The 24,496-nt window shown below is 59.3% G+C and carries 16 protein-coding genes and 2 pseudogenes; 14 read left to right on the top strand and 4 right to left on the bottom strand.

Going from position 1 to position 24,496, the window contains the following annotated elements; all coding sequences use genetic code 11:
* Positions 1 to 12: 12 nt before the first annotated feature.
* The 10 genes and pseudogenes from ACIU1A_RS00645 to ACIU1A_RS00690 all read left to right on the top strand — a co-directional run bounded on the left by ACIU1A_RS00645 (position 13) and on the right by ACIU1A_RS00690 (position 13,452).
* Positions 13 to 1,188 (top strand): efflux RND transporter periplasmic adaptor subunit, encoded by a 1,176-nt coding sequence (locus ACIU1A_RS00645; protein ID WP_404926276.1) that lies wholly within the window; start codon positions 13 to 15, stop codon positions 1,186 to 1,188.
* Between the two features lie 75 nt (positions 1,189 to 1,263).
* Positions 1,264 to 4,440, top strand: coding sequence for an efflux RND transporter permease subunit (locus ACIU1A_RS00650; RefSeq protein ID WP_140624996.1), 3,177 nt, complete (start codon positions 1,264 to 1,266; stop codon positions 4,438 to 4,440).
* A gap of 145 nt (positions 4,441 to 4,585) precedes the next feature.
* Positions 4,586 to 4,742 (top strand): annotated as a pseudogene (locus tag ACIU1A_RS00655) (DUF3309 family protein).
* A 702-nt stretch (positions 4,743 to 5,444) separates the two neighbouring features.
* Entirely contained in the window at positions 5,445 to 6,038 is a 594-nt protein-coding gene (locus ACIU1A_RS00660; RefSeq protein WP_404926277.1) for a NodA family N-acyltransferase, read from the top strand.
* A gap of 127 nt (positions 6,039 to 6,165) precedes the next feature.
* A complete protein-coding gene (gene nodC, locus ACIU1A_RS00665; protein ID WP_404926278.1) occupies positions 6,166 to 7,440 on the top strand; it encodes a chitooligosaccharide synthase NodC in 1,275 nt (424 codons plus the stop codon).
* Between the two features lie 47 nt (positions 7,441 to 7,487).
* A complete protein-coding gene (gene nodI / locus ACIU1A_RS00670; RefSeq protein ID WP_404928058.1) occupies positions 7,488 to 8,510 on the top strand; it encodes a nodulation factor ABC transporter ATP-binding protein NodI in 1,023 nt (340 codons plus the stop codon).
* Between the two features lie 3 nt (positions 8,511 to 8,513).
* Entirely contained in the window at positions 8,514 to 9,302 is a 789-nt protein-coding gene (locus ACIU1A_RS00675) for an ABC transporter permease (RefSeq protein ID WP_404926279.1), read from the top strand.
* Between the two features lie 277 nt (positions 9,303 to 9,579).
* Positions 9,580 to 11,595, top strand: coding sequence for a carbamoyltransferase (locus ACIU1A_RS00680; RefSeq protein ID WP_404926280.1), 2,016 nt, complete (start codon positions 9,580 to 9,582; stop codon positions 11,593 to 11,595).
* A gap of 93 nt (positions 11,596 to 11,688) precedes the next feature.
* Positions 11,689 to 12,339, top strand: a complete 651-nt coding sequence (gene nodB, locus ACIU1A_RS00685) for a chitooligosaccharide deacetylase NodB (protein WP_404926281.1) — start codon at positions 11,689 to 11,691, stop codon at positions 12,337 to 12,339.
* Positions 12,340 to 12,828: 489 nt separating this feature from the next.
* Positions 12,829 to 13,452 carry an FMN-binding negative transcriptional regulator gene (locus ACIU1A_RS00690; RefSeq protein ID WP_404926282.1) on the top strand — a complete coding sequence of 208 codons (624 nt, stop codon included), beginning with the start codon at positions 12,829 to 12,831 and terminating at the stop codon, positions 13,450 to 13,452.
* Positions 13,453 to 14,206: 754 nt separating this feature from the next.
* On the opposite strand, the gene ACIU1A_RS00695 is transcribed toward ACIU1A_RS00690, so the two are convergent.
* Complete coding sequence (locus ACIU1A_RS00695; RefSeq protein WP_404926283.1) at positions 14,207 to 15,148, bottom strand: LysR family transcriptional regulator; 942 nt, start codon at positions 15,146 to 15,148, stop codon at positions 14,207 to 14,209.
* 304 nt (positions 15,149 to 15,452) lie between these two features.
* On the opposite strand from ACIU1A_RS00695, the pseudogene ACIU1A_RS00700 reads away from it, so the two are divergent.
* The 3 genes and pseudogenes from ACIU1A_RS00700 (at position 15,453) to ACIU1A_RS00710 (ending at position 17,951) form a co-directional block, all read left to right on the top strand.
* A pseudogene (locus ACIU1A_RS00700) lies at positions 15,453 to 15,883 on the top strand (hypothetical protein).
* Positions 15,876 to 16,994 carry a nodulation factor fucose acetyltransferase NolL gene (gene nolL, locus ACIU1A_RS00705; RefSeq protein WP_404928059.1) on the top strand — a complete coding sequence of 373 codons (1,119 nt, stop codon included), beginning with the start codon at positions 15,876 to 15,878 and terminating at the stop codon, positions 16,992 to 16,994. Before ACIU1A_RS00700 ends, nolL begins: the two are co-directional and overlap by 8 nt.
* Positions 16,995 to 17,045: 51 nt before the next feature.
* Positions 17,046 to 17,951 carry a LysR family transcriptional regulator gene (locus tag ACIU1A_RS00710; protein ID WP_404926284.1) on the top strand — a complete coding sequence of 302 codons (906 nt, stop codon included), beginning with the start codon at positions 17,046 to 17,048 and terminating at the stop codon, positions 17,949 to 17,951.
* A gap of 1,555 nt (positions 17,952 to 19,506) precedes the next feature.
* On the opposite strand, the gene nodU is transcribed toward ACIU1A_RS00710, so the two are convergent.
* The gene (gene nodU, locus ACIU1A_RS00715) at positions 19,507 to 21,192 is read right to left on the bottom strand and encodes a nodulation protein NodU (RefSeq protein WP_404926285.1); all 1,686 of its coding nucleotides are present in this window, start codon (positions 21,190 to 21,192) and stop codon (positions 19,507 to 19,509) included.
* Between the two features lie 597 nt (positions 21,193 to 21,789).
* On the opposite strand from nodU, the gene ACIU1A_RS00720 reads away from it, so the two are divergent.
* The gene (locus ACIU1A_RS00720; protein WP_404926286.1) at positions 21,790 to 22,038 is read left to right on the top strand and encodes a DUF982 domain-containing protein; all 249 of its coding nucleotides are present in this window, start codon (positions 21,790 to 21,792) and stop codon (positions 22,036 to 22,038) included.
* Between the two features lie 271 nt (positions 22,039 to 22,309).
* Here the strand turns inward: ACIU1A_RS00720 and ACIU1A_RS00725 are convergent, their stop codons facing one another.
* Both ACIU1A_RS00725 and ACIU1A_RS00730 read right to left on the bottom strand, forming a co-directional pair.
* Complete coding sequence (locus ACIU1A_RS00725) at positions 22,310 to 23,212, bottom strand: dihydrodipicolinate synthase family protein (protein ID WP_404926287.1); 903 nt, start codon at positions 23,210 to 23,212, stop codon at positions 22,310 to 22,312.
* Between the two features lie 40 nt (positions 23,213 to 23,252).
* Positions 23,253 to 24,491, bottom strand: coding sequence for a trans-sulfuration enzyme family protein (locus ACIU1A_RS00730; protein ID WP_404926288.1), 1,239 nt, complete (start codon positions 24,489 to 24,491; stop codon positions 23,253 to 23,255).
* Positions 24,492 to 24,496 lie beyond the last annotated feature (5 nt).

Raw genomic sequence — 24,496 nt, forward strand, 5'->3', positions numbered from 1 at the left:
GGAAAAACGACGATGCCGAAATACAGGTTTCACAAGCTTGTAGCCGTTGTTGTGCTTGCCGGTTTCGCCGCCTGGATGGCGACGGGCGAGTTTTCGTCCGTTGGCAGTGCCGCCGCCGACGCCCAGAAGGCGGCAGAGGCCGACAAGGCCAAGACGCCGGAGGCCGGCAAGCCGAACACGGCGCAAGCCGAGCCGAAAGCCGCGCCGCGCACCGTCGCGGTGGTGACGCCGCCGCGCAAGACCTATGCGCGCGCTATCCGCATTTCGGGGTTGACCGAGGCCGACAAGCGGGCGGTGCTAGCAACGCGCGTCGCCGGTGTCATCGACAAACTGCCGGTCAGCCAAGGCCAGCACGTCAAGACGGGCGATCTGGTTCTGATGCTGGCGGCCGAAGAGAAAATCTCGAATGTCGACAACGCCAAGCAGTTGCTGGCGCAACGCAAGGCCGAGCTCGACGCCGCCGAACGGCTGGCCAAGACCGGCAATCTGCCGAAGCTGCAGCTCGATACGGCGCGCTCGAATTTGACCTCGGCGCAATCGATGCTGGAGACCGCGCAGGCTGAGCTCGACCGCAACGAGGTCAAGGCGCCGTTCGACGGCGTCATCGACAGGGTGCCGGTGGAACTCGGCAGCTCGGTCATGCAAGGCGGCGAGGTGGCGACCATCCTCAAGCTCGATCCGGTGATCGCCCGCGGCGAAATCAGCGAACGCGACCTGCGCTATATCAAGATCGGCGAAGAGGCCAATGTGCGCCTGGTCAACGACCAGAAGGTCACCGGCACCGTGCGGTATATCAGCCGCGACGCCTCCTCGCAGACCCGCACCTTCCGTGTCGAAGTGGCGATCCCCAATGCGGATGGCAGCATCCCCGCCGGTATGACGGCCGAGATCACGCTCAGCGCCGAGCCGACCGACGCAGTTCTGCTGCCGCGTTCGGTGGTGACGCTGGGTGACAAGGGTGATCTCGGCATCCGCGCCGTCGGCAGCGACGACAAGGTGGCCTTCTACCCGATCGACCTGGTGGACGACACGCCGAACGGTCTCGTGCTCGGCGGAATTCCGAAAGATGCGCGCATCATTGTCGCCGGCCAGGAACTGGTGAAGGAAGGCGATATCGTCAAGCCCGTCGAGGCCGACCAGGCGACCATCAACAAGCTGATCGGCGAAGCCACCGCCGGTACGCAGTAGCGCAAAGCCCGGCGCCGGGACCTCCGGCGCCTCCCGCCAGTTCGCCGCTTCCGAAGAAACAGCAGGCATCAAGTCATGGATATCGTCAGACTCGCAATCCACAACGCCCGCCTCACAATATCCGCCCTGCTGTTCCTGCTGGCGGCGGGCTGGGTCGCCTATCAGTCGACGCCCAAGGAAGCGGAACCCGACGTTCCGATCCCGATGATGTATATCAGCCTGATCTACCAGGGCATTTCGCCGGAGGATTCGGAACGCCTCCTCCTGCGGCCGATGGAAAGCAAGCTGAAGAGCCTGAAGGGCCTCAAGGAGATGCGCTCGGCCGCCTTCCAGGGCGGCGGCTACGTGCTTGTCGAGTTCCAGCCGCAGACCAATCTGGCCACGGCGCTCCAGGACACGCGCAGCAAGGTGCAGGACGCCAAGGCCGACCTGCCGCAGGCGGCCGAGGAGCCGACGGTCAACGAGGTCAACGTTTCCGAGTTTCCGGTCCTCGTCGTCACTCTGTCGGGCGACGTGCCGGAGCGCGTGCTGACGGCGGCTGCGCGCGAACTGCGCGACCGTATCGAAGAGGTACCGGGCGTGCTGGAAGGCTCGCTGCAGGGCGCGCGCGACGATCTGGTCGAAGTGGTCATCGATCCGGTGAAGCTGTCCTCCTACGGGCTGCAGCTCGACCAGCTGATGCAAGGCGTCGGCGCCTCCAACAGCCTGGTCGCCGCCGGCAATCTCGAAGGCTCGGAAGGCAAATACGCGGTCAAGGTGCCGTCGCTGATCGAGACGCCCGAGGACGTGGCCAACCTGCCGGTCGTCGCCACACCCAACGCCGTGGTGCAGGCCAAGGACATCGCCACCATACGCTCGACCTTCAAGGACGCCGAGACGGTCACTCGCCTCGACGGCAAGCCGGCCATCGCCATCGAAGTGAAGAAGCGCATCGGCGCCAACCTGATCGACACGCTGAACCATGTCAGGGAGGTGTCCGACACCTTCATCAAGACGATGCCCGAAGGCATGCATGTCACCTACACGCAGGACAAGTCGGTCTTCGTCAACCAGCTCTTGGGTGACCTCCAGAACCACGTCATGATCGCCGTGATCCTGGTGTTCATCGTCATTCTCTACGCGCTGTCGGGCCGCGCCTCGCTGCTCATCGGGCTGGCCATACCATCGTCCTTCCTGATCGGCATATTGCTGCTTGCCATGATGGGCTACACGATCAACATGATCGTGCTGTTCAGCCTCATCCTGGCTGTCGGCATGCTGGTCGACGACGCCATCATCGTCACCGAGTTCGCCGAGCGGCGCATGAGCGAAGGCATGCCGAAGGCGGATGCCTTCGCGCTCGCCGCCAAGCGCATGGCCGGCCCGGTCATCGCGGCGACGATGACGCGCATCGCCGCGTTCTCGCCGCTGCTGTTCTGGCCCGGCATCATCGGCGACTTCATGAAATACATGCCGATCACGCTGATCGTCACGCTGTCGGCCTCGATGCTCTATGCGCTGGTGTTCGCGCCGACGCTGGGCGCGATCTTCGCCAAGGCGCCGAAGCATCACGAGGACGACAACCGCGACGGCTGGTACATGGCCATCGTCAAGCAGGCGGTGCGCTTCCCGATCACCGTCCTGGTGCTCACCGTGGCGCTGCTGTTCGGCGTCGGCTACGCCTATTCGAAATACGGCGCCGGCGTCGAGTTCTTCCCCAGCGTCGAGCCGGACTACGGCCTGCTCTACGTGCATGCGCGCGGCAATCTTTCGCTGGCCGAGATGGATGCCGCCACCAGGACGGCGGAGAACAGGCTGCTCGGCTGGCCGGGCGTAAAATCGGTCTATACACGCGCCGGCAAGACTCAGGGCGGCGGCCAGGACATTCCCGAGGACGTCGTCGGCGTGATCCAGTACGAGTTCGTCGACTGGCGCGAGCGCAAATCCGCCAACCAGATCCTCAGCGACCTGCGCGGCGTCATGGCCGGCATTCCCGGCGTCGATGTCGAGGTGCGCGTGCCGGAGGCCGGCCCGCCGACGGGCAAGCCGATCCAGATCAGGCTTTCGGCCGCCGATCCCGCCGGGCTCGACGACAAGGCGCGCGAAGTGGCGGCGCGGATCGCCAAGGTGCCCAACGTCATCGACATTTCGGACGGCCTGCCGCCGCCCGGCGTCGACTGGGCGCTCGAGGTCGACCGCGCCAAGGCCGCCCAATACGGCATCAGCCCGACCTCGGTCGGCACCGTGGTGCAGCTGGTGACCAACGGCTTGAAGCTGTCGGAATACCGGCCGGCGGGCGCCGACGATGCCGTCGACATCCGCCTGCGCCTTCCGGAAGACCGGCGCACGCTGTCGACGCTCGACGAACTCAGGGTGCAGACGTCGCAAGGGTCGGTGCCGATCTCGAACTTCGTCGTGCGCAAGCCCGAGCCGACGGTCGGCATTCTCAACCGCATCGACGGCGCGCGCACCGTCGTCGTGCAGGCCAATGTCGCCGCCGGAGCGCAGGTCGCAGCTGTACAGGAGCAGGTGACCAAGGCGGTCTCGGACATGGACCTCGGCAGCGGCATCCGCTGGAAGCTCGCCGGTTCCAACGAAGACAGCGCGGAAGCGAGCGCCTTCCTCAGCAAGGCCTTCGGCGCGGCGATCTTCCTGATCTTCCTGGTGCTGCTGGCGCAGTTCAACAAGTTCACCAGCGTCTGGCTGGTGCTGTCCTGCGTGGTCATGGCGACGATCGGCGTGTTCCTGGGCCTGCTTCTGACAGGCGAAGCGTTCGGCATCGTCATGTCGGGCATCGGCGTCATCGCGCTGGCCGGCGTGGTGGTCAACAACAATATCGTGCTGATCGACACCTATGACCGGCTGCGCGAGGAGGGCTGGGACAAGATGGAAGCGGTGCTGCAGACCTGCCGCGAGCGTGCCCGCCCGGTGGTGCTGACGGCGGTTTCGGCTATCTTGGGCGTGCTGCCGATCGCCTTCGGCCTCGGCCTTGAAATCTTCCATCATGAGACGACGATCAACGCGCCGTCGACGCAATGGTGGATTTCGCTGTCCTCGGCGATCGTGTTCGGCCTGTCCTTCGCCACGGTGCTGACGCTGGTTGTGACGCCGTCGATGCTGATGGTGTTCACCCGCGCCAAGGTCAAGCCCGGCGCGCGGCGAGGGTGGTTCAGCCGGCTGTTGCGACGCGGCAAGGGAGAGATCTCGCCGCAGGAGCCAGCGGCCGATGGCGACGCCGAGCCGGCAGTCGCCTTCCCGAAGGCCGCCGAATAGAGCGGTTTCGCAAGGCAGGTCAAAAGGCCGCCCGGAACAATCGGGGGCCTTTCGATTGTTCTGTCCCAAGGGCAATGCGAAGCATTGTCCCTGGGTGCAACGCAAAGCGTTCTCTCTGAGCGAAACGTCAAAGCGCAGAGTTCCTATGACGCTCAGCACCATACTCGTCATCATTCTGATCCTCATTCTGATCGGTACGGTGCCGGCATGGCCTCATTCGCGCTCCTGGGGTTATGGTTCCCTCCGGCATCTTCGGCGTTATCCTGATGGTCCTCTTGGCGTTGCTGCTGGGCAGGATTTGAACCGGAATTTGGTGCGCTCAACAAGTACAGCGCTGCGCGCCTTTTGCGGGCGCAGCGCTGTACCATTTGATTTTTCACAGTTCCTTTCCGAGCCTTCGGCTCGGATCATTCGTTGGGTAGTGCGGCTTTCCGTTTCAGGCAGCTTTCGAAACGCCGTCAATCATGCCCCCGTCAGACCGCTTTCACCGTCATACGGGTTGCCAGGTAGACTCGAGAGCATCGGCCAGATGATCCTTGTTGGCGAGCGCGACCACCGGGCCATTGGGATGCCGTCTTTGCCGCAACTTGTCGGAGCCAGAGGCTTAGCGGAACCTGTTTTGCCGCCGGCGCGCTGTCCAAAGCTGCGCGATCGCCACAACGGTCACTGCCTTTTTCTGACGCCTAACAATCGGACCCATCCTCCACTTAAACGCAGCTTCGGCACGAGGCGCAGCCATGCGCTGGCGGCCGCTCTTGAAGCAGGTTGTGTCACGGACAGCTGCCATCGGTGCCACCTGTATCGGGCCAATCGAGCCCGACCAGAAGCTTCAGTCATGGGCCTTCGAAACGCATGGTTTCAACATCCATAGCGTGGATGCTCGCGATCTAAACAATCAATTTTACCAATCCGGGGGTGATGGTTCATAGACCCCCACATGACATGCACCGCCGTTCCTCCACCGCGTGGGGTGCACAAAGAACCCGAAAAAAGGAAGTCTTCGCATGCGCTCTGACGTGCAGTGGAGGTTGTGCTGGGAAAATGAGTTGCAGCTTTCCGATCACCTCGAACTCTCTGAGTTCTTCCGGAAGACCTATGAGCCTACCGGAGCCTTTAATGGGAAGCAATTCGCAGGCGGTCGAAGTTGGGCCGGTGCAAGGCCGGAGGTCCGCGCAATCGGCTATGATGCGCACGGGGTAGCGGCTCACTTAGGCCTGCTGCGCCGATACATCAAAGTTGGCGACGCTGATCTGCTTGTCGCTGAACTCGGTCTATACGGCGTGCGTCCGGATCTTGAGGGGCTAGGAATCGCCCACTCGATCAGCGCGATGTATCCAGTGCTGCAGCAGCTTGGCGTTCCATTCGCTTTCGGCACGGTTCGTCAGGCGCTCCGGAACCATGTTGGGCGGTTCTGCCGCAAAGGCTTGGCGAACATTTTGTCGGGCGTCCGCGTGCGTTCAACCCTCCCGGACGTGTACCCCGATCTGCCTCCCACGCGAGTCGACGACGACGTACTCGTCATGGTGCTCCCAATTGGACGCTCAATGAGCGAGTGGCCGGCCGGCACTTTGATCGATCGGAACGGTCCTGAGCTATGAACAACACCCGCAATTATATCAGTCAGCGCGACCCGCCCCTCATGACATTGATCGATCTGATTCCAGCATTGACCGCGGATCTACCATCCGCTCGCTTCCTCAAATTCACTGAAGAATCCGACGTCTCATGAGCCTATTTGCCCCAGCCAGTACTATTGCCATCTGCTCTTACGCGCTGCTGTCGAGCATCTATAAAACCGCGCAGGTGTACTATACCCTGCCTGCAAACGTACCGCCGACTTCGGGCGAGCCGGCCGGCTGTGACCATTGGCCGAGCGTCGATGTCATTATCCCGTGCTACAACGAGGCACCTCGCACCCTCTCGGACTGCCTGGCTTCCATTGCAGGTCAGGACTACGCCGGAAAACTGCAGGTCTATGTTGTTGATGATGGTTCCGGAAACCGCGAGGCGCTAGCAGGTGTACACGAGGAATACGCTCGCGATCCGAGGTTCAACTTCATTGCGCTCCCAAAGAATGTCGGCAAGCGCAAGGCACAGATCGCGGCGGTTCGCCGCTCGTGCGGAGACTTGGTGCTCAATGTCGATTCGGACACGATACTCGCGCCGGACGTCGTCACAAGGCTTTCGCTGAAGATGCAAGATCAAGCGATCGGCGCCGCCATGGGCCAGTTGGCGGCTAGCAATCGCGATGAAACTTGGCTGACGCGATTGATTGACATGGAATACTGGCTCGCCTGCAACGAAGAGCGGGCAGCGCAAGCTCGGTTCGGCGCCGTCATGTGTTGCTGCGGTCCGTGTGCCATGTACCGGCGAACCGCCCTTGTTTCGCTGCTGGATCAATATGAGACGCAGCGCTTTCGAGGGAAGCTGAGCGACTTCGGTGAGGACCGCCACCTTACGATCCTGATGTTGAAAGCAGGCTTTCGAACAGAGTATGTTCCGGAGGCCGTCGCGGCAACAGTCGTTCCCAACAGCATGGGTCCCTATCTGCGCCAACAGCTTCGCTGGGCCCGGAGCACGTTCCGTGACACGTTGCTGGCTCTCCAGCTTCTGCGCGGTCTTAATATCTATCTCACATTGGACGTGATTGGGCAGAACCTTGGCCCACTATTGCTCTCTTTGTCGCTCCTGGCGGGGATCGCGCAATTCGTTACCACAGGTACTGTGCCTTGGGCGGCATGCCTGACGATTGCGGTCATGACTATAGTTCGCTGCAGCGTGGCAGCGTTTCGTTCGCGCCAACTTCGATTTCTCGGTTTCTCGCTCCACACACTCGTCAACATCTTTCTCTTGCTCCCATTAAAAGCATACGCGCTGTGTACGTTGAGCAATAGCGATTGGTTGTCGCGAAGCTCTGCGGCCACGGTGCCAGACACCGGCGGTGCCATTCCAAAGCCCAACTTGGTGGGATCTGACGCAGCTTACAGCGAACAGCAATAGTCACGTGATCGCAGGTGGAAGTTTTGAGCCAGGACCAGAAACAGCAAGTGTTGAACCCGAAGTTGGACCCAGAGGATCTGCGGCGGATTGAGACTCCTGCGATCGAACGGGAGTCTCACGGGCAAACAAGCACGAAAAGCTCCGGGCCTGACTCTTTGTCGACCGTGGCAGTTGATTTCGCTGGCGTAACCAAGTCGTATGGGAACAAGGTCGTTGTCGACGACCTGTCGTTCACCGTTGCGTCGGGAGAGTGTTTCGGCCTCCTGGGACCAAACGGGGCGGGCAAAAGCACGATTGCGCGTATGCTCCTCGGCATGACATGCCCTGACGCGGGCACAATCACCGTGCTCGGCGTCCCGGTGCCGGCGCGCGCTCGGCTGGCACGTAGGGGCATCGGCGTGGTCCCGCAATTCGACAATCTTGACCAGGAATTCACCGTACGCGAGAACCTGCTGGTGTTCGGCCGCTACTTCGGCATGAGCACACGCCAGAGCGAAGCGGTCATCCCGTCGCTTCTCGAGTTTGCTCGCCTGGAGCGCAAGGCGGATGCGCGCGTCTCGGAATTGTCCGGCGGCATGAAGCGATGCCTGACGATGGCGCGGGCGTTGATCAACGACCCCCAGCTCATCGTGATGGACGAGCCGACCACCGGGCTCGACCCGCATGCGCGCCACCTGATCTGGGAGCGGCTGCGCGCCCTGTTGGCGCGCGGCAAGACGATTATCCTGACGACGCATTTCATGGAAGAGGCCGAGCGATTATGCGATCGGCTGTGCGTGCTCGAAAGGGGTCGCTACATCGCCGAAGGCCGCCCGCAGGCGCTGATCGACGAGCATATCGGATGCCAGGTCATGGAGATTTACGGCGGCGATCCGCACGAGTTGCATTCGCTGGTAAAGCCCTATTCTCAGCGCATCGAGGTCAGCGGCGAAACCCTCTACTGCTATGGGCCAGACCCTGATCAGGTGCGCACGCAACTCCAGGGGCGACCAAGTCTGCGCCTTCTTCTGCGTCCAGCCAATCTCGAGGATGTTTTCTTGCGGCTGACCGGGCGCGAGATGGAGGAGTGAACGATGATTGAACGTCTTGCGGCGGTGCTGCCCGCCAATGCGTGGAACTGGGTTGCGGTGTGGCGCCGCAACTATCTGGCTTGGAAGAAAGTCGCATTCGTGGCGATTCTCGGTAACCTCGCCGATCCAATGATCTACCTTTTCGGCCTCGGTACCGGCCTCGGCATAATGGTCGGCCGCGTCGACGGTGCGCCGTACATCGCCTTTTTGGCGGCCGGCATGGTCGGGGTCGGTGCGATGACGGCCTCTACCCTCGAAACACTGTACGCGGCTTTCGCTCGCATGCATTCTCAACGCACATGGGAAGCCATGCTGTATACGCACGTTACCCTCGGTGACATCGTTCTGGGTGAACTGGCGTGGGCAGCCACCAAGGCCTTCCTGGCCGGTATGGCAATTACCATTGTCACCGCAGCGTTGGGCTATACAGCCTGGCCGTCCGTCCTCTATGCGCTGCCATTCATTGCTCTGACAGGGTTCGTATTTGCCAGCCTCGCGATGGTCGTCACCGCACTTTCGCCCAGTTACGATTACTTCGTATTTTACCAGACGCTTATCCTTACACCCATGCTGTTCCTGTCGGGCGCCGTTTTCCCATTGAACCAGCTGCCTGACACCTTTCAGCAGATAGCGCGATGCATGCCGCTGGCACATGCGATAGACCTCATTCGTCCGGTCATGCTTGATCGCCCGATCGGCGGCATCGCCCTGCACATTGGGGTGCTCGGCCTCTACGCGCTGTTGCCATTCTTCCTCTCGATGGCGCTGTTGCGCCGCCGACTGATGCGCTGAGAGAAAGAGATAAACATGCGCTATGGGCGCAAATAAAACGACGTCGCCAGCATATGCCACGAAGGGTTTGGCTGGCATCGAGCCAATCCCACAACCCTATGGAACGCCTGGTGCCTCGAGCACAGGATCTCTCTTGGTCCCGGCTACCTAAGAGAATTTCTTTGAGGCCGGTGATGTTGGCTGGCCTTCGTGGCGCGAACGACCACGCAGCCTGTTTCTGATCGAACGGCCTTGAGACAGGCGAATTTAGTCTTCTGTACGACAAATGGAGAGCGACATGCTGTGTCTAGGATTGAGCGGCGGATTGGACAAAGTCTATGAAAACAGATTTCAGATTCCCAACACATTCATGCACGATGGCGCTGCCGTGCTCGTCCGAGACGGACAGGTCATCGCGGCCGTAGAAGAGGAACGCCTCAATCGGATCAAACACTCCAACAAGCTGCCGCTTGGTTCGGTTCAATACTGTCTTTCAGCCGCTGGGGTTAAGCTCAGCGAAATCGATCGAGTGGCGTTCTACGCTACCGAAGACTATAGCAACGCCATGCTTGAAAACATGCTTGTTTCCCAGCCGGACGCCGCCATTCCACTGGATGCCAAACTGTTGATGCAGCAGTTGCTGGCGCAGGAGTTCGGTACCGAGCTCGAGGCTTCGCGTATCTCATTCGTAGGTCATCATCAGGCGCACGCCGTGAGTGCTTTTGCAATGTCGGGCTTTGAGCAAAGTCTGATTTTCGCGATTGATGGCTCTGGTGATTTCCTGTCGGGTCTGATGGCGGTAGGATCTGGTACTGACATCACGCAACTCGCGACTTTCCCAGAGAACAATTCTCTAGGGCAATTTTACCTCGAGACGATTCGGTATCTCGGCTACGGCTTGTTCGATGAGTATAAGGTAATGGGGCTTGCCCCCTACGGCGATCCCGTTCCCTATCGCGAGCTTTTCGAGCAACTCTATGAGCTCTCTGCAAACGGCGAGTATCGCGTCCACCTTGACCGCATCGGTCCGACTTTGCTCCGCAGCATTCAGGTTCGGCAAAAGGGAATGCCATTCACCCAGCAGCATATGAATGTGAGTGCGTCGTTACAGGAAGCGCTCGAACGCATCGTGTTTCACATTCTTCGCCACTATCGTGAGGCCACCGGGATGACGCGGCTGTGCCTGGCCGGCGGAGTTGCGCACAATTGCTCCATGAACGGCAAGCTGCTCTATTCAGGACTTTTCGAAGACATCTTCGTGCAGCCCGCATCGCATGACGCTGGGTGCGCATTAGGCGCCGCGCTAATCGTGTCTAATGAGCTGGGCCGCCCAGCGCCGCGTACGCGATTGCAGGAGGTCTATTGGGGGCCGGAACTCGCGAGCGATCACGCTGTCGAAGAGGAACTAAAGGCATGGGGGGGGCACCTGGAGTTTGAACGCACTGAGGAGGTAGGGGATAGGGCAGCCGAGTGGATGGTCGGTGGCGCCGTGATCGGCTGGGTGCAAGGTCGTTCGGAGTTCGGACCGCGAGCGCTCGGAAATCGCAGCATTCTTGCCGACCCCAGGCCCGCTTCAAACAAGGACCGGATCAACGCTATGGTCAAGAAGCGGGAAGGATATCGCCCGTTCGCCCCATCAGTGTTGGAGGAGGATGCGCACGAATTTTTCGATCTCCCGAGCAGTGCGTGCGAATTTCCCTTCATGAATTTCGTAGTTCGTGTGCGCGATTCCAAGCGTGATTTGCTCGGCGCCATCACGCATGTCGACGGTACGGCTCGGCTGCAAACAGTATCGCGCAAGGCCAGTCCGGCCTACTGGGACGTCATCAATGCCTTCAAGCAGCGGACAGGCATCCCAATTCTGCTCAATACGTCCTTTAACAACAATGCAGAGCCGATCGTAGATTCAGTTGCAGACTCGATTGCCACGTTCCTCACAACAGAGCTGGATGGACTTGTGGTCGGGCCGTACCTCGTCAAAAAACGGCCCGCAACGCTGCGGGATTGGACTGCGCTCGCGGTTTCATTGCCGCCTTATGTATCCCTGCATAAAGTCCACGAATACACGGCGCAGGATCGCCACGAGACCGTTTGCGAAATCCGAACGGATCACCGTGAGTGTGCGCGTATTTCACGTGACTTGTTCGATCTGCTGACGCGGATCGAAGGCGAAGCGGTGCTCGCGGATCTCCTCGACACAATTACGCTGGATCAGGGCCTGCGCGAGGCTCTCACAAGAGAGCTGCGCCAATTGTGGGAGCAGCGCCACGTTCGGATGCATCCCTCGCAAGCTGCTCGCGTCCACCAAAACTGATGCCAAAGTCTGGACGACCGATAATAGGGCCGAACCACCGGTCTGCACCTTCCTATGACTGTCTCCGATCCAGTAGGCCGAGGCAAGGGTTCTATGAAACATCTTGAGGAGGTGCGGAGTGAATGCGCTGATGGAACCGGCCGTCGGAGCGTTTTTCTGACGTTTGACGACGGTCCCGATCCATTTTTCACGCCACAGATACTCGATGTGCTGGCGCAAAATCAGGTGCCAGCGACATTTTTCGTCATTGGTGCCTACGCCGCAGAGCATCCGGATCTCATCCAGCGCATGATCGCAGAAGGGCATCAGGTAGGCAACCACACGATGTCTCATCCGGATCTATCCAAATGCGGCTTGGGCGAAGTGCAACGTGAGGTATTTGAGGCGAACCGTGCCATCATGGTAGCATGCCCGCAGGCCTCGATCCGCTACGTTCGCGCGCCATACGGCGCCTGGAGCGAAGAAGTGTTCATTGCCTCAGAGATCGCCGGTCTGGCGGCCCTCCATTGGTCGATAGACCCAAGAGACTGGTCGCGTCCCGGTGCCGACGCGATCGTCGACGCAGTGCTCGCCTCGATCCGGCCCGGCGCAATCGTGCTCCTGCATGACGGTTGCCCTCCCGACGAGTCGAGACGGAGCACTCAAGCCAGTCTGCGCGACCAGACGGTTGCGGCGCTGTCCAATCTGATTCCGGCATTAGATGACTGCGGATATGAAATTCGCTCGCTTCCAGAACATCACTGAAATGCGAGATCCTGACCTGCTTTCCCAGCCAGTGCCTGGTGTCGCTTATGAAGATTTATAGGGCTTTATGCCACCGGACGAACTGATCGGCTCCGACCCGTTGAAAGCGTAGACGTCTGTCCTCACCTGCTACAATGCGCACCCGCGCAAGCTCTCTCGCTTGCCATGGCCTGACCTCTTCGACGATCGTTTCAAAACGGTTCACTTTGTCTTAGATCAGTTCATTGGGCTTGCAGGAGGCTTACATACCGCGACCCTTCCGGGGCGCGGAGTGTTTCCACAACGTTTGGCAAACTAGTCGCCATTGCCGTTAGGGGATACGCCCCGACCGGCTGCTAATGACCCTTTGGGGGCCTCGACTCGCACGCCTCCGACGATCCGGCGCGCGATGTTAAACTTCAGCAACTGGACCACGTCGATACCTTCTGACTGGCTGTTTCCAGCCGGCCAGCTTGCCGGTATCTGACTGGCGACGCAAGGAGTTTCGCGATGTACATCCCTCCCGCTTTCCGCGACGACGACAAGGAGTGCGTGCGCGCGACCATCCGCGCGGCGCTGCTGGCGCACTTCGTTACGGTCACGGCGGAAGGGCCGCTCGCAACGCCACTGCCCCTCTTCCTTGATGAGAGCGAGGGCGAACACGGCGTCATCTACGGACACCTAGCGAAGGCTAATCCCCAGTGCCATGTTCCCCCGATGGGCGACGGCTTGGCCATCTTCATGGGGCCGGACGCTTATGTGACGCCGGCATGGTATGCGACCAAGCGGGAAACCGGGAAGGTCGTCCCGACCTGGAATTACATCGCCGTCCACGCCTATGGCCCGGTCGAGTTCTTCGAGCATGCGGGAAGACTGCTGGACGTCGTGAATCGTCTGACTGACCACCACGAGGGCGAGCGCGCCTCGCCTTGGGCGGTGTCGGATGCACCGCCGGACTTTGTACAGGCGCAACTCCGCGGAATCGTTGGCTTGCGCATGCCGATCACGAGGCTGGAGGGCAAGCGCAAACTGAGTCAGAACCGGAACGCGGCCGACCGCGCTGGCGTGGCCGCGGGTCTTGCGGCGAGCGAACGGGCCTCTGACCGCGAGATTGCCGCTCTCATCCCAAAATGATCATGAGCTTTGTCAGAATGAACCAATGATGCCAGAACTGACCCCATTCGCCCTGTACCTCGCCGCGGCCTCCGTGCTCGCCGTCACGGCGGTCCGGGCATCTTCTACGCTGCCGCGCGCCCGCTCGCCGGCGGTCGCCCAAAAGGTAGCGCTTCCAGTTTCGGCATAGTGGGCAGCATTGCTGTACTGTTGGCTGCGGATCTGGACACCGATTAGGCCCTGGTCACGGGCAAAAGCGATAAGTGCCCTGACGTGAAGCCTGGGCGTCGCCTGTGATCGAGTACAAAGCGGGGCGATGCTTGGCGCATGAAGCAGACGGATGGCTACGAGTTAGCTTTGGTCACCACACCAATTCAGGCGATGTCTCTCCCAGATTTGCTCGCTCGATCGAAGAACGAAGCCGCTAGGACCATTGCCGCCGTTATGGCCAGTCCGTCTTCCGCCTAGTGCACGACACATTTCATCACACGCTCGCCGGGGAGCCGCTCTTCTCCTGCGACCTTACCGGTCTGGTGACATTTCAAGCGCGGACGATCCGATCCACCTGGATCTACCCGGATCGCGTCCTAGTCGGTTGCGACCACGGCAGCCGGATTCGGGCGCTGCTTTGTGGCGGCTATGGGAACCCCTTCTCATTCGCACCGTTTGTCGACGCAGCCGACCCGCTAGACGACCTCGCGGGCGCACTTTCCGCGACTATTGATCTCGTTCGACACGCCGGTTGACACGAGCGCGCTGTGAGACGCGGTATCAATCAGGGCTTGCGACCCTTTTTGGCGTCCCGCGGAGAACTCATCCGAGACGCCTCCTGTAACAATATCTCTCGCAACCAGACGCTTGCCACATCGCTGTTGTGAAGGGCGGGCCATTGGAGGGCCTCGGTAAATGCGGGAAGCGGCAGCGGAAGTTCGATGATCTTTAGTGGGAAGGTTTTCTTGAAATGCTCAACCAGCCGGGAGGGCATGGCCGCTATACGCGCTGTGCCTGAGACCATCGGCGGGATCATGCTAAAGGCCTGCACGACAACCTCGACACGTCTCTTGAGGCCATGCTCAAGCAAAAAACGCTCCTCGATCGAGACCTTCAGCGTCGGCCCGAACTTGGCCGCAACGTGCCTCATCGACATGTATCTCTCGAATGTAAGCTGCTGCGGCAGTTGCTTGTTCGTGGGGCAGCCTACGCACACGAACCTGTCGTCGAACAGTGCCGCTCTTGGATGCGCGTTCGACATGAACAATTCTGGACAAATCAGAAAATCGACGTCACCGCGTCGGAGAAGCTCATCGGGGTCCTCGTCGAGCGGCAGCAATTCGAAGCTGACGGCGGGTGCTTCGCGTGCAACACGCTCCACGACCTTTTCAAAAAACACGAGTGTGGCGAAATCGGAAAGGGTGATCCTGAAACGGCGATCGGACTGAGCCGGATTAAACGGATCCCAAGAAATAATCGAACTCTGGATTTTCAAAAGTGCGCCGCGAACAGCGGGCGCGAGTGTTTCCGCACGCGGGGTTAGAACACGTTCGCGGCCGCTCATCGTAAACAGTTCATCCTTGAAATAATCGCGCAGCCGGGCGACGGCCGCGCTCATGGCCGGCTGACTTAGGTTGATGCTGCTTGCCGCCGCCGTGAGGTTGCGCTGGGTCAGCAGCGCGTCCAGCACGACGAGAAGATTCAGATCAAGGCCTTTGAAGCGCATCGCTTTCACTTATCCATAGCGTGGATGCTCGCGATCTAAACAATCGATTTTACCAAGCTTCCAGGGCGCTGCATAGACGACCGCACCAGAGATGCACCCGATCAGGCCACTGCTATCTGGAGGGTGTGCGGGGAAATGACTTGCAAGTAGCCGATTATTTCGAACTCTCCTCCATCTTCCGAAAAGGCTATTGGCCGGCAAGGGCTTTCAGGTGGTCGTAGCTGGGCCGGTGCAAGTCCGGAGGTTCGCGAAATCGGCCCTATATGCACAGCGCAGTGGCTCATTTGGACCCCGCCGTTTCATCATGGTTGGCGAGGTTGATTTCTTGGTAGGCGAACTCGGATTGTACAGTGTGCATCCGGATCTTGAGAGACTCGAATGAGCCATTCTATCCGCGTCATGCGTCCGGTGCTGCAGCAGTTTGGCGTTTCATTCGCATTCGCATTTGGCACGGTTCGGCACGCGCTGCGGAACCGTACCGAGAGGTCCTGCAGAGACGGCCTGGCGAGAATAGTGCCGAGCGTTCGCGTCGCCACGCTTGATCGCGACCGCCACTGCGCTCCAGCTTTTGCGATCAGGTCCTGGGAATTTGTCCGCTCGGTTGCAGCCAGTAGGCCTTCGATACCAGGCCGCGATTCGCGCAAATTTCGATCCTTTTCACCGAAACTGGCGCGCTCGCCGTGCCCACGATCGGCCGGTAGCAACGCGACAGATGGGCTTGAGTCTGATGCTTGATCAAACAACGTTCGGAGCGATGGGGCGTGGCTCGCGCCCCGCGGAAATAAAAGACCGAGACCTAAGCCTCGACTTCGCCAAAGGTATACTAATTACCTTGGTCATAATTGGGCACCTATTACAGTATATAATTTATAGAGGTACTGAGGACTTCTGGGAATCTTCGTATTATAATCTTATATACATATTTCATATGCCTCTCTTTATGGCGATAAGTGGATATGTTTCTTCTGCGGCAGTTTTTCGAAAACCGTTCACTCAAGGGGTTCGTGATCGAGCAGTGCAGTTACTACTGCCAATGTTTGTTTGGTGCGCGTTCATTTTTGCAATAAAGTCCGCTACGATTTATCCAACGAAGAGCCAAACTGGCGTATTGCTGGATCTATCGAAGGAAGTCATCGGAACATACTGGTTCATATGGGCGGCGTTTATTTCATTCGTTCTAGTTCGTGTTTTTGCAACCTCCAAATGGCTACCGATGTGGATCATAAGCGCATCGGCAATCGGGATCGCATTCGCGCCCATCACATTGTCAATAACCCCGTTGGTAAGATACACCTACCCATTCTATTGTTTAGGGGTCCTGTTTGCCCAGCCAATTGGACGGAAGAAGAGTATCATCTGGACCAACAAATCGACCTTTGTATTACTATCGGTAATATCTTTCATATCCTTACTTTGTTGGGATAAGCAGACCTACGCCTTCAACAATCATGTTTTGATCGATGATGAAGAGTCAGCCAAACAAGTTCTGCTGATGTTCGCCGGGTCTGCAGCGGCTTCTGCGGTGGCAATGCAGTTTATAGTCCAATGCTGGAGAGCTGCCTCTTCAACTAGAATAGCTCAGTTTGTTGCGATGGAGCTCGGTCAGAGCACGCTGCTCGTTTATCTTGTTCAGGGTGCCGCGTTTCGCCTCATGGATTTCATCCAGTTTGGAGAAGCCTGGAATCTCACGACCAGAATTGCGTTCGCAAGTGTGCTTGGAGTGACGGTTGTCGCCGCAGCGATGGCGATTCGCAAGATTGCGCGCGACCTTGGATATATGTCGCAGATCCTTCTCGGAGCGCCGCCACGCCCACGTCTGCTCAAATCTCAATCTGCAATAAATTAGCCACCCACGACGGTCGCGATGACAAGCAACCACGTTACGGACAGATGAGGCATGCGTTTCAAAGGCCTTGATCTGAATCTTCTCGTTGTGCTCGACGCGCTGCTGACCGAGCGCAACCTAACGGCGGCGGCAAGCAGCATCAACCTAAGTCAGCCGGCCATGAGCGCGGCCGTCGGCCGGCTGCGCGATTATTTCAATGATGAACTGTTTACGATGAGAGGCCGCGAACGTGTTCTAACCCCACGTGCGGAAACACTCGCGCCCGCTGTTCGCGGCGCACTCTTTCACATCCAGTGCTCGATTATTTCTTGGGATCCGTTTAAACCGGCTCAATCCGATCGCCGCTTCCGGATCATAGTTTCGGATTTCGTCACACTCGTGTTTTTTGAAAGGGTCGTGGAGCGTGTTGCACGCGAAGCACCCGCCGTCAGCTTCGAATTGCTGCCGCTCGACGACGATCTCGATGAGCTTCTCCGGCGCGGTGACGTCGATTTTCTGATTCTTCCGGAATTGTTCATGTCAAGCGCCCATCCGAGAGCGTCGCTGTTCGACGAGACATTCGTGTGCGTAGGCTGCCCCACGAACAAGCAGCTGCCACAGCAGCTTACATTCGAGAGGTACGTGTCGATGAAGCACATTGCGTTCAGGGTCGGCCGTGCGCAGATGCCATCCATCGAGGAACGGTTTTTGCTTGAAAATAGTCTCAAGAGACATGTCGAGATTATCGTGCCGGCCTTTAGCATGATCCCGCCGATGGTCTCAGGCACAGCCCGTATAGCGACCATGCCCTTCCGGCTGGTTCAGCATTTCAAAAAGACTTTCCCTCTGCGGATCGTCGAACTTCCGCGGCCACTGCCCACGTTCACCGAGGCCGTCCAATGGCCTACCCTTCATAACAGTGATCCGGCAAGCGTCTGGATGCGGCAGATAATGTTGCAGGAGGCATCCCGCATGTGAAGCTGCGGGCGCTTCGGGTCAACGCACGCATTCGATGATCTTGCATGACAGTGTGGTGCTGATTTCCCGGCGATGCTGAAGATGCAATCGCACCAGCCGCGCGGTGCGCCGCGTGCTGCCCTGGCGTGCGTCAGGCGGTCTAATTTACCAAGCAGCCCAATGTCATCCCGTTTTGGTAGGGCCGATCAACCCGCTATGAGCGACGAACCGATGAGGTTCGCGGAAGGCATGACGGCAATGCCGCGCGAGCGGGCACGGGTCGAACCATATCTGCGAGTCTGTCGGATGTGGGATGCGTGCGCCGTTCGGCTTTGCCAAGCCAAAGGCAAGAGGCGCATTCTGCTTCGGGCACCGAGCGCACAGTGACCAATGTTTGCAGGGGGCAAGATGATCGCTCCTCCAAAAACGTCAATTTGACTACCCGCATCGCTCGATCGATTGCCAGCAGGCCATGGGGCAGGATCTCTCAATACTTTCTTTACTGCGGCTAGTGCGACATTCCGGCTCGAGCAACGGAGGTCGGAAATTATGGCCCGCAAAGTCGAGTTCCAGGATGACGATGTGCTGGTCGTACGCCGCCCTTGCCTGTACTCGCCTCGGACTTGCCTGCGGGGCGACTCCGCTCCCCGATGTGTCGAGGTTTCAACGACCCGTGCGGTCCGGTTCTCCTCGCCAAACCGCAGTCGCCTAGCGTCGGGGGTGCCAACACTCTTCGACGTTTGCCTCGTCGAGGGAGCGAACGCATCATTCTTTGTTCCCGGCGACGGCCTCAGATGCTCTTCCGAAGCATCGCTGAGGTCGGAGTCATCGAACCCCACCCGAAGGATCCTGAGGGGCTTCCAAAACAGCCTTCGTCGATACGGACTCGCTTCGAGCGGATCCGGTCGACCGGGCCCACGATATCGGCAAGGCGGTCTTCAAAAGTGTGCCGCCTGCCACAACACCGATGCCGCCGCGCGGAGCAAGTCTACTCAACGCATATCATAGCGCGACTTAGTGCTGGCCGATCTCAGCCGACCGCGTTCCAGATCGTTTGAGGGTCGCCGTGACGAAGTCACCGATACGCCAGGAAGGACAGCTACCTGGGGACCAGAAAGTTGAGCCGAGGCCATCCATCCGGAGTGCCTGTGCTGGGTCTCGCACCGGGACCGTGCTGACATTGTGCTCTTCGGCATGGGGTTGCTGCAACCGATCTCGCACGTATGGGTCCTGCAAAGAGCATGCTTGAGGATGTGGAACCTCTACTCCGACTTCCTGACACTGACGGAGGGTGTCGGGATCAATGTGATGGCTAAATGCCCGGCGCGGTGGCGGAGTGGTTCGGCCGAGCAAAGGGCCGTGCAGGCTCTTGAATCCTCCAGCACATCGCTAAGCAAAGCCATGCTTGCCAGCTTAACCGCACAGTCTCTGCGCTCTTGTCGGCCATCGATCAGATTCGTCTTCAGATCAAGGCAGCATCAGGGTCCACACACCCACAGTATCCGGCTCCCTCAGGGATGCTGCCGGCGATTGCAGCGCTAGAGCGTGGTAACTCAGATTCGTTACAGCCTGGCGCTCAGCCCTCGAATTGACTTGCGCGTGTCTTGGTCAACAGCAACCCATCGCACCAAACATAGTCTACGCATCCCCACTCACAGGCGGCAGCCGCATCCGGAAAAAAACCACGTCCATTAAGATTTGCACTCGTGTTGCAGAGCAGCGAAATGCCCGTGAGCTTCTCATATTCGATCAGGAGTTCTGCAATTGGGTGTTCAGACGTTCTCGAAACTGTCTGTAGTCGCGCAGTCCCGTCGAGATGGACGACCGCCGGGATTTTTTCTTTCCACTCCGAACGGGTTCGGTGATCGAACAGCATGTAAGGATCCGGCGTGCCAGGGTCAAACATGTCAGGTGCACGATCCTCCAAGCATATTGGCGCTACCGGCCGAAAGTGCTCTCGAACTTTGATTTTGTTGAGATGGTCCTTCATTTCCGACGAAGTTGCGGCCGCCAGGATGCTTCTGCCTCCCAAAGCACGTGGACCAAGCTCTGCGTGGCCTGCAAGGAACACAACAGGTTTGTTGTCGGCCAGCACGCTGGCAAGTTCTTTCAGGCTGCAAGCAGCAGATTGCCAACCAGGTGGAACCTTGCCATGGCTCACATTTGGCCCGCTGTAGACCGACCAGTCGAGGTGCACGAAACCTTTGTCGGCGGCCAGGGCGCAGCAAGCGGCACCGATCGCCGATCCGCTGTCGTTTGGAAACGGAGGCACCCAGACTGCGTCGAACAAACCGCTCGCCCGCAGGGCGCTGTTCCATTTGATGTTCAGCCCGCATCCGCCGGCTATGCACAGGTTTCGGGTTTTGGGAACCGAGCACTCACGTAGCGCGCTGGTCATCCCCCGGACGAGAAGACGCTCCATGAAGACATGGAACGAAGCAAGTATGTCCTCGGGCGTTTCGGGGATTAACCGCGACGCGCTTGCATCGAAGAAGTTGTGCACAGCCGTGAGTAACGCGTCTTCGCTGTGGCTGTTTTCCCTGTAACCAAAGGCAAGGTCCGTATCCCCGGCGAAATGGTCGTCGTAAAGCTCGTGAAACACCTTCACGATGTGTTCATGGACCACCCCGAGCGCGATATAGGCCATCAACTTGCCGGCGATACCGAGATCCCAGCCAGTCCGCAGCTCTCGCCTGTAAGGACCAAAATGTTGGCCCGCAGCGGCATACGCATGGCCTATCATCGGAAACAGGCTCCCAACAAATCGGACTCCACTTGGCTCGACGTAGTAAAGCCGCGGAAAGATGCAGCCGTCCCAAACCAGACAAAATGCTGGTTCCTCTAGTTGGGCGAATGAGCTGGTGCAGTATGCGGAAGCAACGTGTCCAAGAACATGCGGGTAGCTTTCATAAGAAAATGCCCCATTGTCGAGCATGAGACCGGAACCTTGATAGGCTGTCAGGGGATTTTCGGCGTCCCGCTCCACGTATGGCGCGCCGTTGAGAGTGATGGGGGAGCCGTTACTCAGAACTTGGAATTCCGACTGGATTTCACCGTCCCATCCGTCAATAACGAACCGGTCCATATCGCGCGGAGCAAGCCCGTTTTCCGCCAAAACGGCGGCGACCGTCTCAAGCCGCTCGATGTGCTGGTATCGTGGGCTATTGTCGAGCTTCTCCTGCTCTATGCAAAAGACTAATCTGCCGTCTTCCACGACAGCGATTCCCCCGTCGTGCGTCAGCTTGATACCGCAAATGCGCATAGTAGATCCTAGTCAAAGCGAGAGTGACCGCAGAAAACGGCTGGGAAGCAGAGCCGCGGATTTTGATGTCGCGCTATGCGCGATGATGGGGGGCGGTAAACTAGATTGTTTGGATGTGAAGCATCCGCGCGGTGAATGAAAGATTTGCCGCGTGATCGAGAACGAGATGGCCGACACGCAATTGCGAGGCAGCACTGTGCGGCACAGTGAGAAGGGCTGTCCACCGCAAGCCGGCAAGGATGTGCACGGTCACACGTCACCAGCGCCACGGGAGGTGCCACGCTCCCTCGGCACCGAGCGTGCGCGTGCTGAGCACGAACGTGGTCGCCCAGAAGAGAGCCTTCCTCGATCAAGCTACCTTTTAATCTCTAGTCGAAATGGTTTTTTCGGCGGCGAGGGGCAGCGCCGGGCCTATTCGGCTTCTTGAATATCCCGCCTGCAGATCGGCAGCGAAACAGAGCGGCCAAGCGCGTGTCGGGCTAGCGCGGGGTCGGTAGAAAGGGCATTGTCTCGGCTCACAGATGCAGTGGTACCGGGTCGGCTCGGTAAAGACGAGCTGGGCTCTATAGACGGATGATCGCCTTGGGGGGCGGAGAGATGACCGGCTTGCAGAGATTTGAGAGGGCGGTCGTTGTTCAGGTTGGCCGCCACAGTTCTGAGCGCATCGTATTCGATGTCAACCAGGCGGCCGCTATCCTGATCCGTGACCTTCATCGTCGGACCGAGAAACGGAAGGTGGCGATGGACGCTTGTCTGCAGGTATTGCGTGGTGAGGCCCATCCACCAGCTGCTCGAAGGGCTTTTGTGGCAGCCGCCCTTGAAGCAAAAATCCTGCGCAGCGATTGAATGCTGTTGGCGCACAAGGCTTTGATGCTTCGAGTGGAAGTCGGAGAAATGTAGGGGGTGGCGGCACGAAGTTCCTCCCTCACCGATACGACGCTCTGCCAATCGAACGCGCTGACGAGGACGGGATTGGTGTCGAGACCCGTCAATCCATCGGTGATCAGCACGCAGCGCATGTTCCCGATCAGATGATGGAGAAAATCTCGTCTAGATTATAGGCCCATCGACAGGGTCGGTGCGGACATTTTCCCTCCGCGATATGATGTCGCGCGGCTTACGATCCGACACCTGATCCTAGACGGTCCAGGACGCCGGCGAGCTGGCACTTCGCGGCAGCGGAAAGTGGCTTGATTGGCCGTGGCGGCTCGGCGGAACAGATTTCGAGGAGCTCGGCGATTGCGTAGACGACGCGAAGGCTCGAGAACGTCTTAAAAAGCTCCCACACCGGGGCCAAGGTGGCGTCGATACGGTGTGCTTCTGCGTGGTCGCCGTGCTGAGCGGCTCTGACCATCCTCAGGCACGGGTCGGGCAAGATGCCACCTAGGACGCTGTACCATGTATCGGCTCCGGCGATCAGGGCCTCGGTGGCGTTCCAGTCTCCGCTGTAGCCGATCGAGAATCCTTTCGGCACAATTGTTTTCTGGTGCTCAAGTTGGCCTTTGATGGCATCGGCCCGGTCGGCCGAGTTCTTAATAGCGAGGATCTCAGGCAGCTGTCCCAGACGCTCGATGAGCGCTGGCGTGAAGCGAAAATGCGAGTTTGCGGGATTGTCGTAGATCACGATCGGCAGCCCGCTGTCGCGCGCCACCGTCGAAAAATGCTCGAAAACTTCGTCCTCAGTGAGCGGGGTGTAGGAAACAGCCGCGAGCAACCCCGCGGCTGCGCCGAGGGCCTTCGCATCACTTGCACATTTTACCGCTTCATCGGTGCGCAAAGCGCCGACACCTATCACGAGCGGGACTCGTCCACCTGTCTCGTCCAGCGCATCGCAAAGCGCCCGGCGGCGTTCTTCGCGCGACAGATACATATAGGTGCCGGTGCTGCCGAGCAGGCCGATGGAATCCACCTTTGCTGCGCAAAGCCGCGCTATCAGCTTTCGAAGCGCCAGGATATCGACGCCGCCGTCGCTGTCGCTTGGCGTTATTGGGAAGGCCGAAAGGCCGCTCAGGAAAGCCATGCTTAAGCTCCCGTTGTTACATTGGATGAAGCGTTTGGCATCAGACCCCGTCCAGCGCCTGCTCTAGATCCGCGATCAAATCGGCGGCGTCTTCGAGCCCTACCGACAGACGCATGAGATCGTCGCCGACTCCGTCAGGCAAATGCGCGTCCCTGCGAATTGACTCGCGCGAGCGGGTCAGGCTTGCTGGATGATAGATGAGACTGTCAGCGTCGCCGAGGCTCACCGCCCGGATGATCAGCTTGAGCCGGTCCATCATACGGCGCGCGCCCTCGAACCCCGTTTGGAGGCCGAGAGCCAACATGCCCGAGCCTTTCGACATCTGTCTGCGCGCGATCTCATGGTCGGGATGAGAGCCGAGAAATGGATAGCTAACCCAAGCCACAGCCGGGTGCGCCTCGAGCGCCTGGGCGACCGCAAGCCCAGAGGCACTGTGACGCTCCATACGCAACGTGAGTGTCTTCAACCCGCGCAAGATCAGGAACGCCGACATGGGCGAGAGCGCTGCCCCGGTGAGATAGCGCAGGCCAGTTTCGCGCAGCAGGTGCAGTGTTTTCACGTCGCCCAGTATCACACCGCCCAGAGCATCGCCATGGCCATTGATGTACTTGGTGAGCGAATGGATCACGATGTTGGCTCCGAGTGCCAGCGGACGCTGGAGGGCCGGCGAGGCGAAGGTGCTGTCGACGGCGACCTTCACGCCGCGAGAATGGGCGTGTTCGGCAATGGCAGCGATGTCGAGGATACGGGCCAGCGGGTTGATTGGCGTCTCGAAGAACACGAGCCGGGTCCTGTCGGTGATGGCGCCATTGAGATTGCTCGGATTAGACAGGTCAACGGCAACGACCTTGATGCCAAACTGCGGCAGCCCCTGTTCTACCATGGCGATCGTATTCGAATAGAGGGTCTTGTGGACAATGAGTTCGTCACCCTGCGAAAGCAGCGAAAGGATCAGCGTGCCGAAGGCGGCGATCCCCGAGGCGAGTACCAGCCCAGCTTCGGCTCCTTCGAGATTGGCGAGCCGCTTTTCGAGGATCTCCGTGGTCGGGTTGTATTCGCGTGCGTAAAGCCTTCCCCCAACTGCTGCGGCGGCTTCGTTTGCTGCCACGCTTTCAAAGCCATAGGTCGATGTGAGAAACACCGGCGTCTGAACGGAATTGGAAAAGCCGGCCGGATCGTAGCCATGATGAATGGCCCGGGTGGCGAATGCGAGACCGACGTCGTTTCGGGACGGCGTTGATGTTGTCTCGGCTTCAAGCTGATCTTCGGCGCTGGTCATCGGCT

This window comes from Mesorhizobium maamorense (assembly GCF_044998965.1).
GTDB lineage: Bacteria > Pseudomonadota > Alphaproteobacteria > Rhizobiales > Rhizobiaceae > Mesorhizobium.

Coding starts and splice junctions, on each gene's coding strand:
- ACIU1A_RS00645 (WP_404926276.1), top strand. CDS start 13: ATGCCGAAATACAGGTTTCACAAGCTTGTAGCCGTTGTTGTGCTTGCC.
- ACIU1A_RS00650 (WP_140624996.1), top strand. CDS start 1,264: ATGGATATCGTCAGACTCGCAATCCACAACGCCCGCCTCACAATATCC.
- ACIU1A_RS00660 (WP_404926277.1), top strand. CDS start 5,445: ATGCGCTCTGACGTGCAGTGGAGGTTGTGCTGGGAAAATGAGTTGCAG.
- nodC (WP_404926278.1), top strand. CDS start 6,166: ATGAGCCTATTTGCCCCAGCCAGTACTATTGCCATCTGCTCTTACGCG.
- ACIU1A_RS00675 (WP_404926279.1), top strand. CDS start 8,514: ATGATTGAACGTCTTGCGGCGGTGCTGCCCGCCAATGCGTGGAACTGG.
- ACIU1A_RS00680 (WP_404926280.1), top strand. CDS start 9,580: ATGCTGTGTCTAGGATTGAGCGGCGGATTGGACAAAGTCTATGAAAAC.
- nodB (WP_404926281.1), top strand. CDS start 11,689: ATGAAACATCTTGAGGAGGTGCGGAGTGAATGCGCTGATGGAACCGGC.
- ACIU1A_RS00690 (WP_404926282.1), top strand. CDS start 12,829: ATGTACATCCCTCCCGCTTTCCGCGACGACGACAAGGAGTGCGTGCGC.
- ACIU1A_RS00695 (WP_404926283.1), bottom strand. CDS start 15,148: ATGCGCTTCAAAGGCCTTGATCTGAATCTTCTCGTCGTGCTGGACGCG.
- nolL (WP_404928059.1), top strand. CDS start 15,876: ATGCTTGATCAAACAACGTTCGGAGCGATGGGGCGTGGCTCGCGCCCC.
- ACIU1A_RS00710 (WP_404926284.1), top strand. CDS start 17,046: ATGCGTTTCAAAGGCCTTGATCTGAATCTTCTCGTTGTGCTCGACGCG.
- nodU (WP_404926285.1), bottom strand. CDS start 21,192: ATGCGCATTTGCGGTATCAAGCTGACGCACGACGGGGGAATCGCTGTC.
- ACIU1A_RS00720 (WP_404926286.1), top strand. CDS start 21,790: ATGACCGGCTTGCAGAGATTTGAGAGGGCGGTCGTTGTTCAGGTTGGC.
- ACIU1A_RS00725 (WP_404926287.1), bottom strand. CDS start 23,212: ATGGCTTTCCTGAGCGGCCTTTCGGCCTTCCCAATAACGCCAAGCGAC.
- ACIU1A_RS00730 (WP_404926288.1), bottom strand. CDS start 24,491: ATGACCAGCGCCGAAGATCAGCTTGAAGCCGAGACAACATCAACGCCG.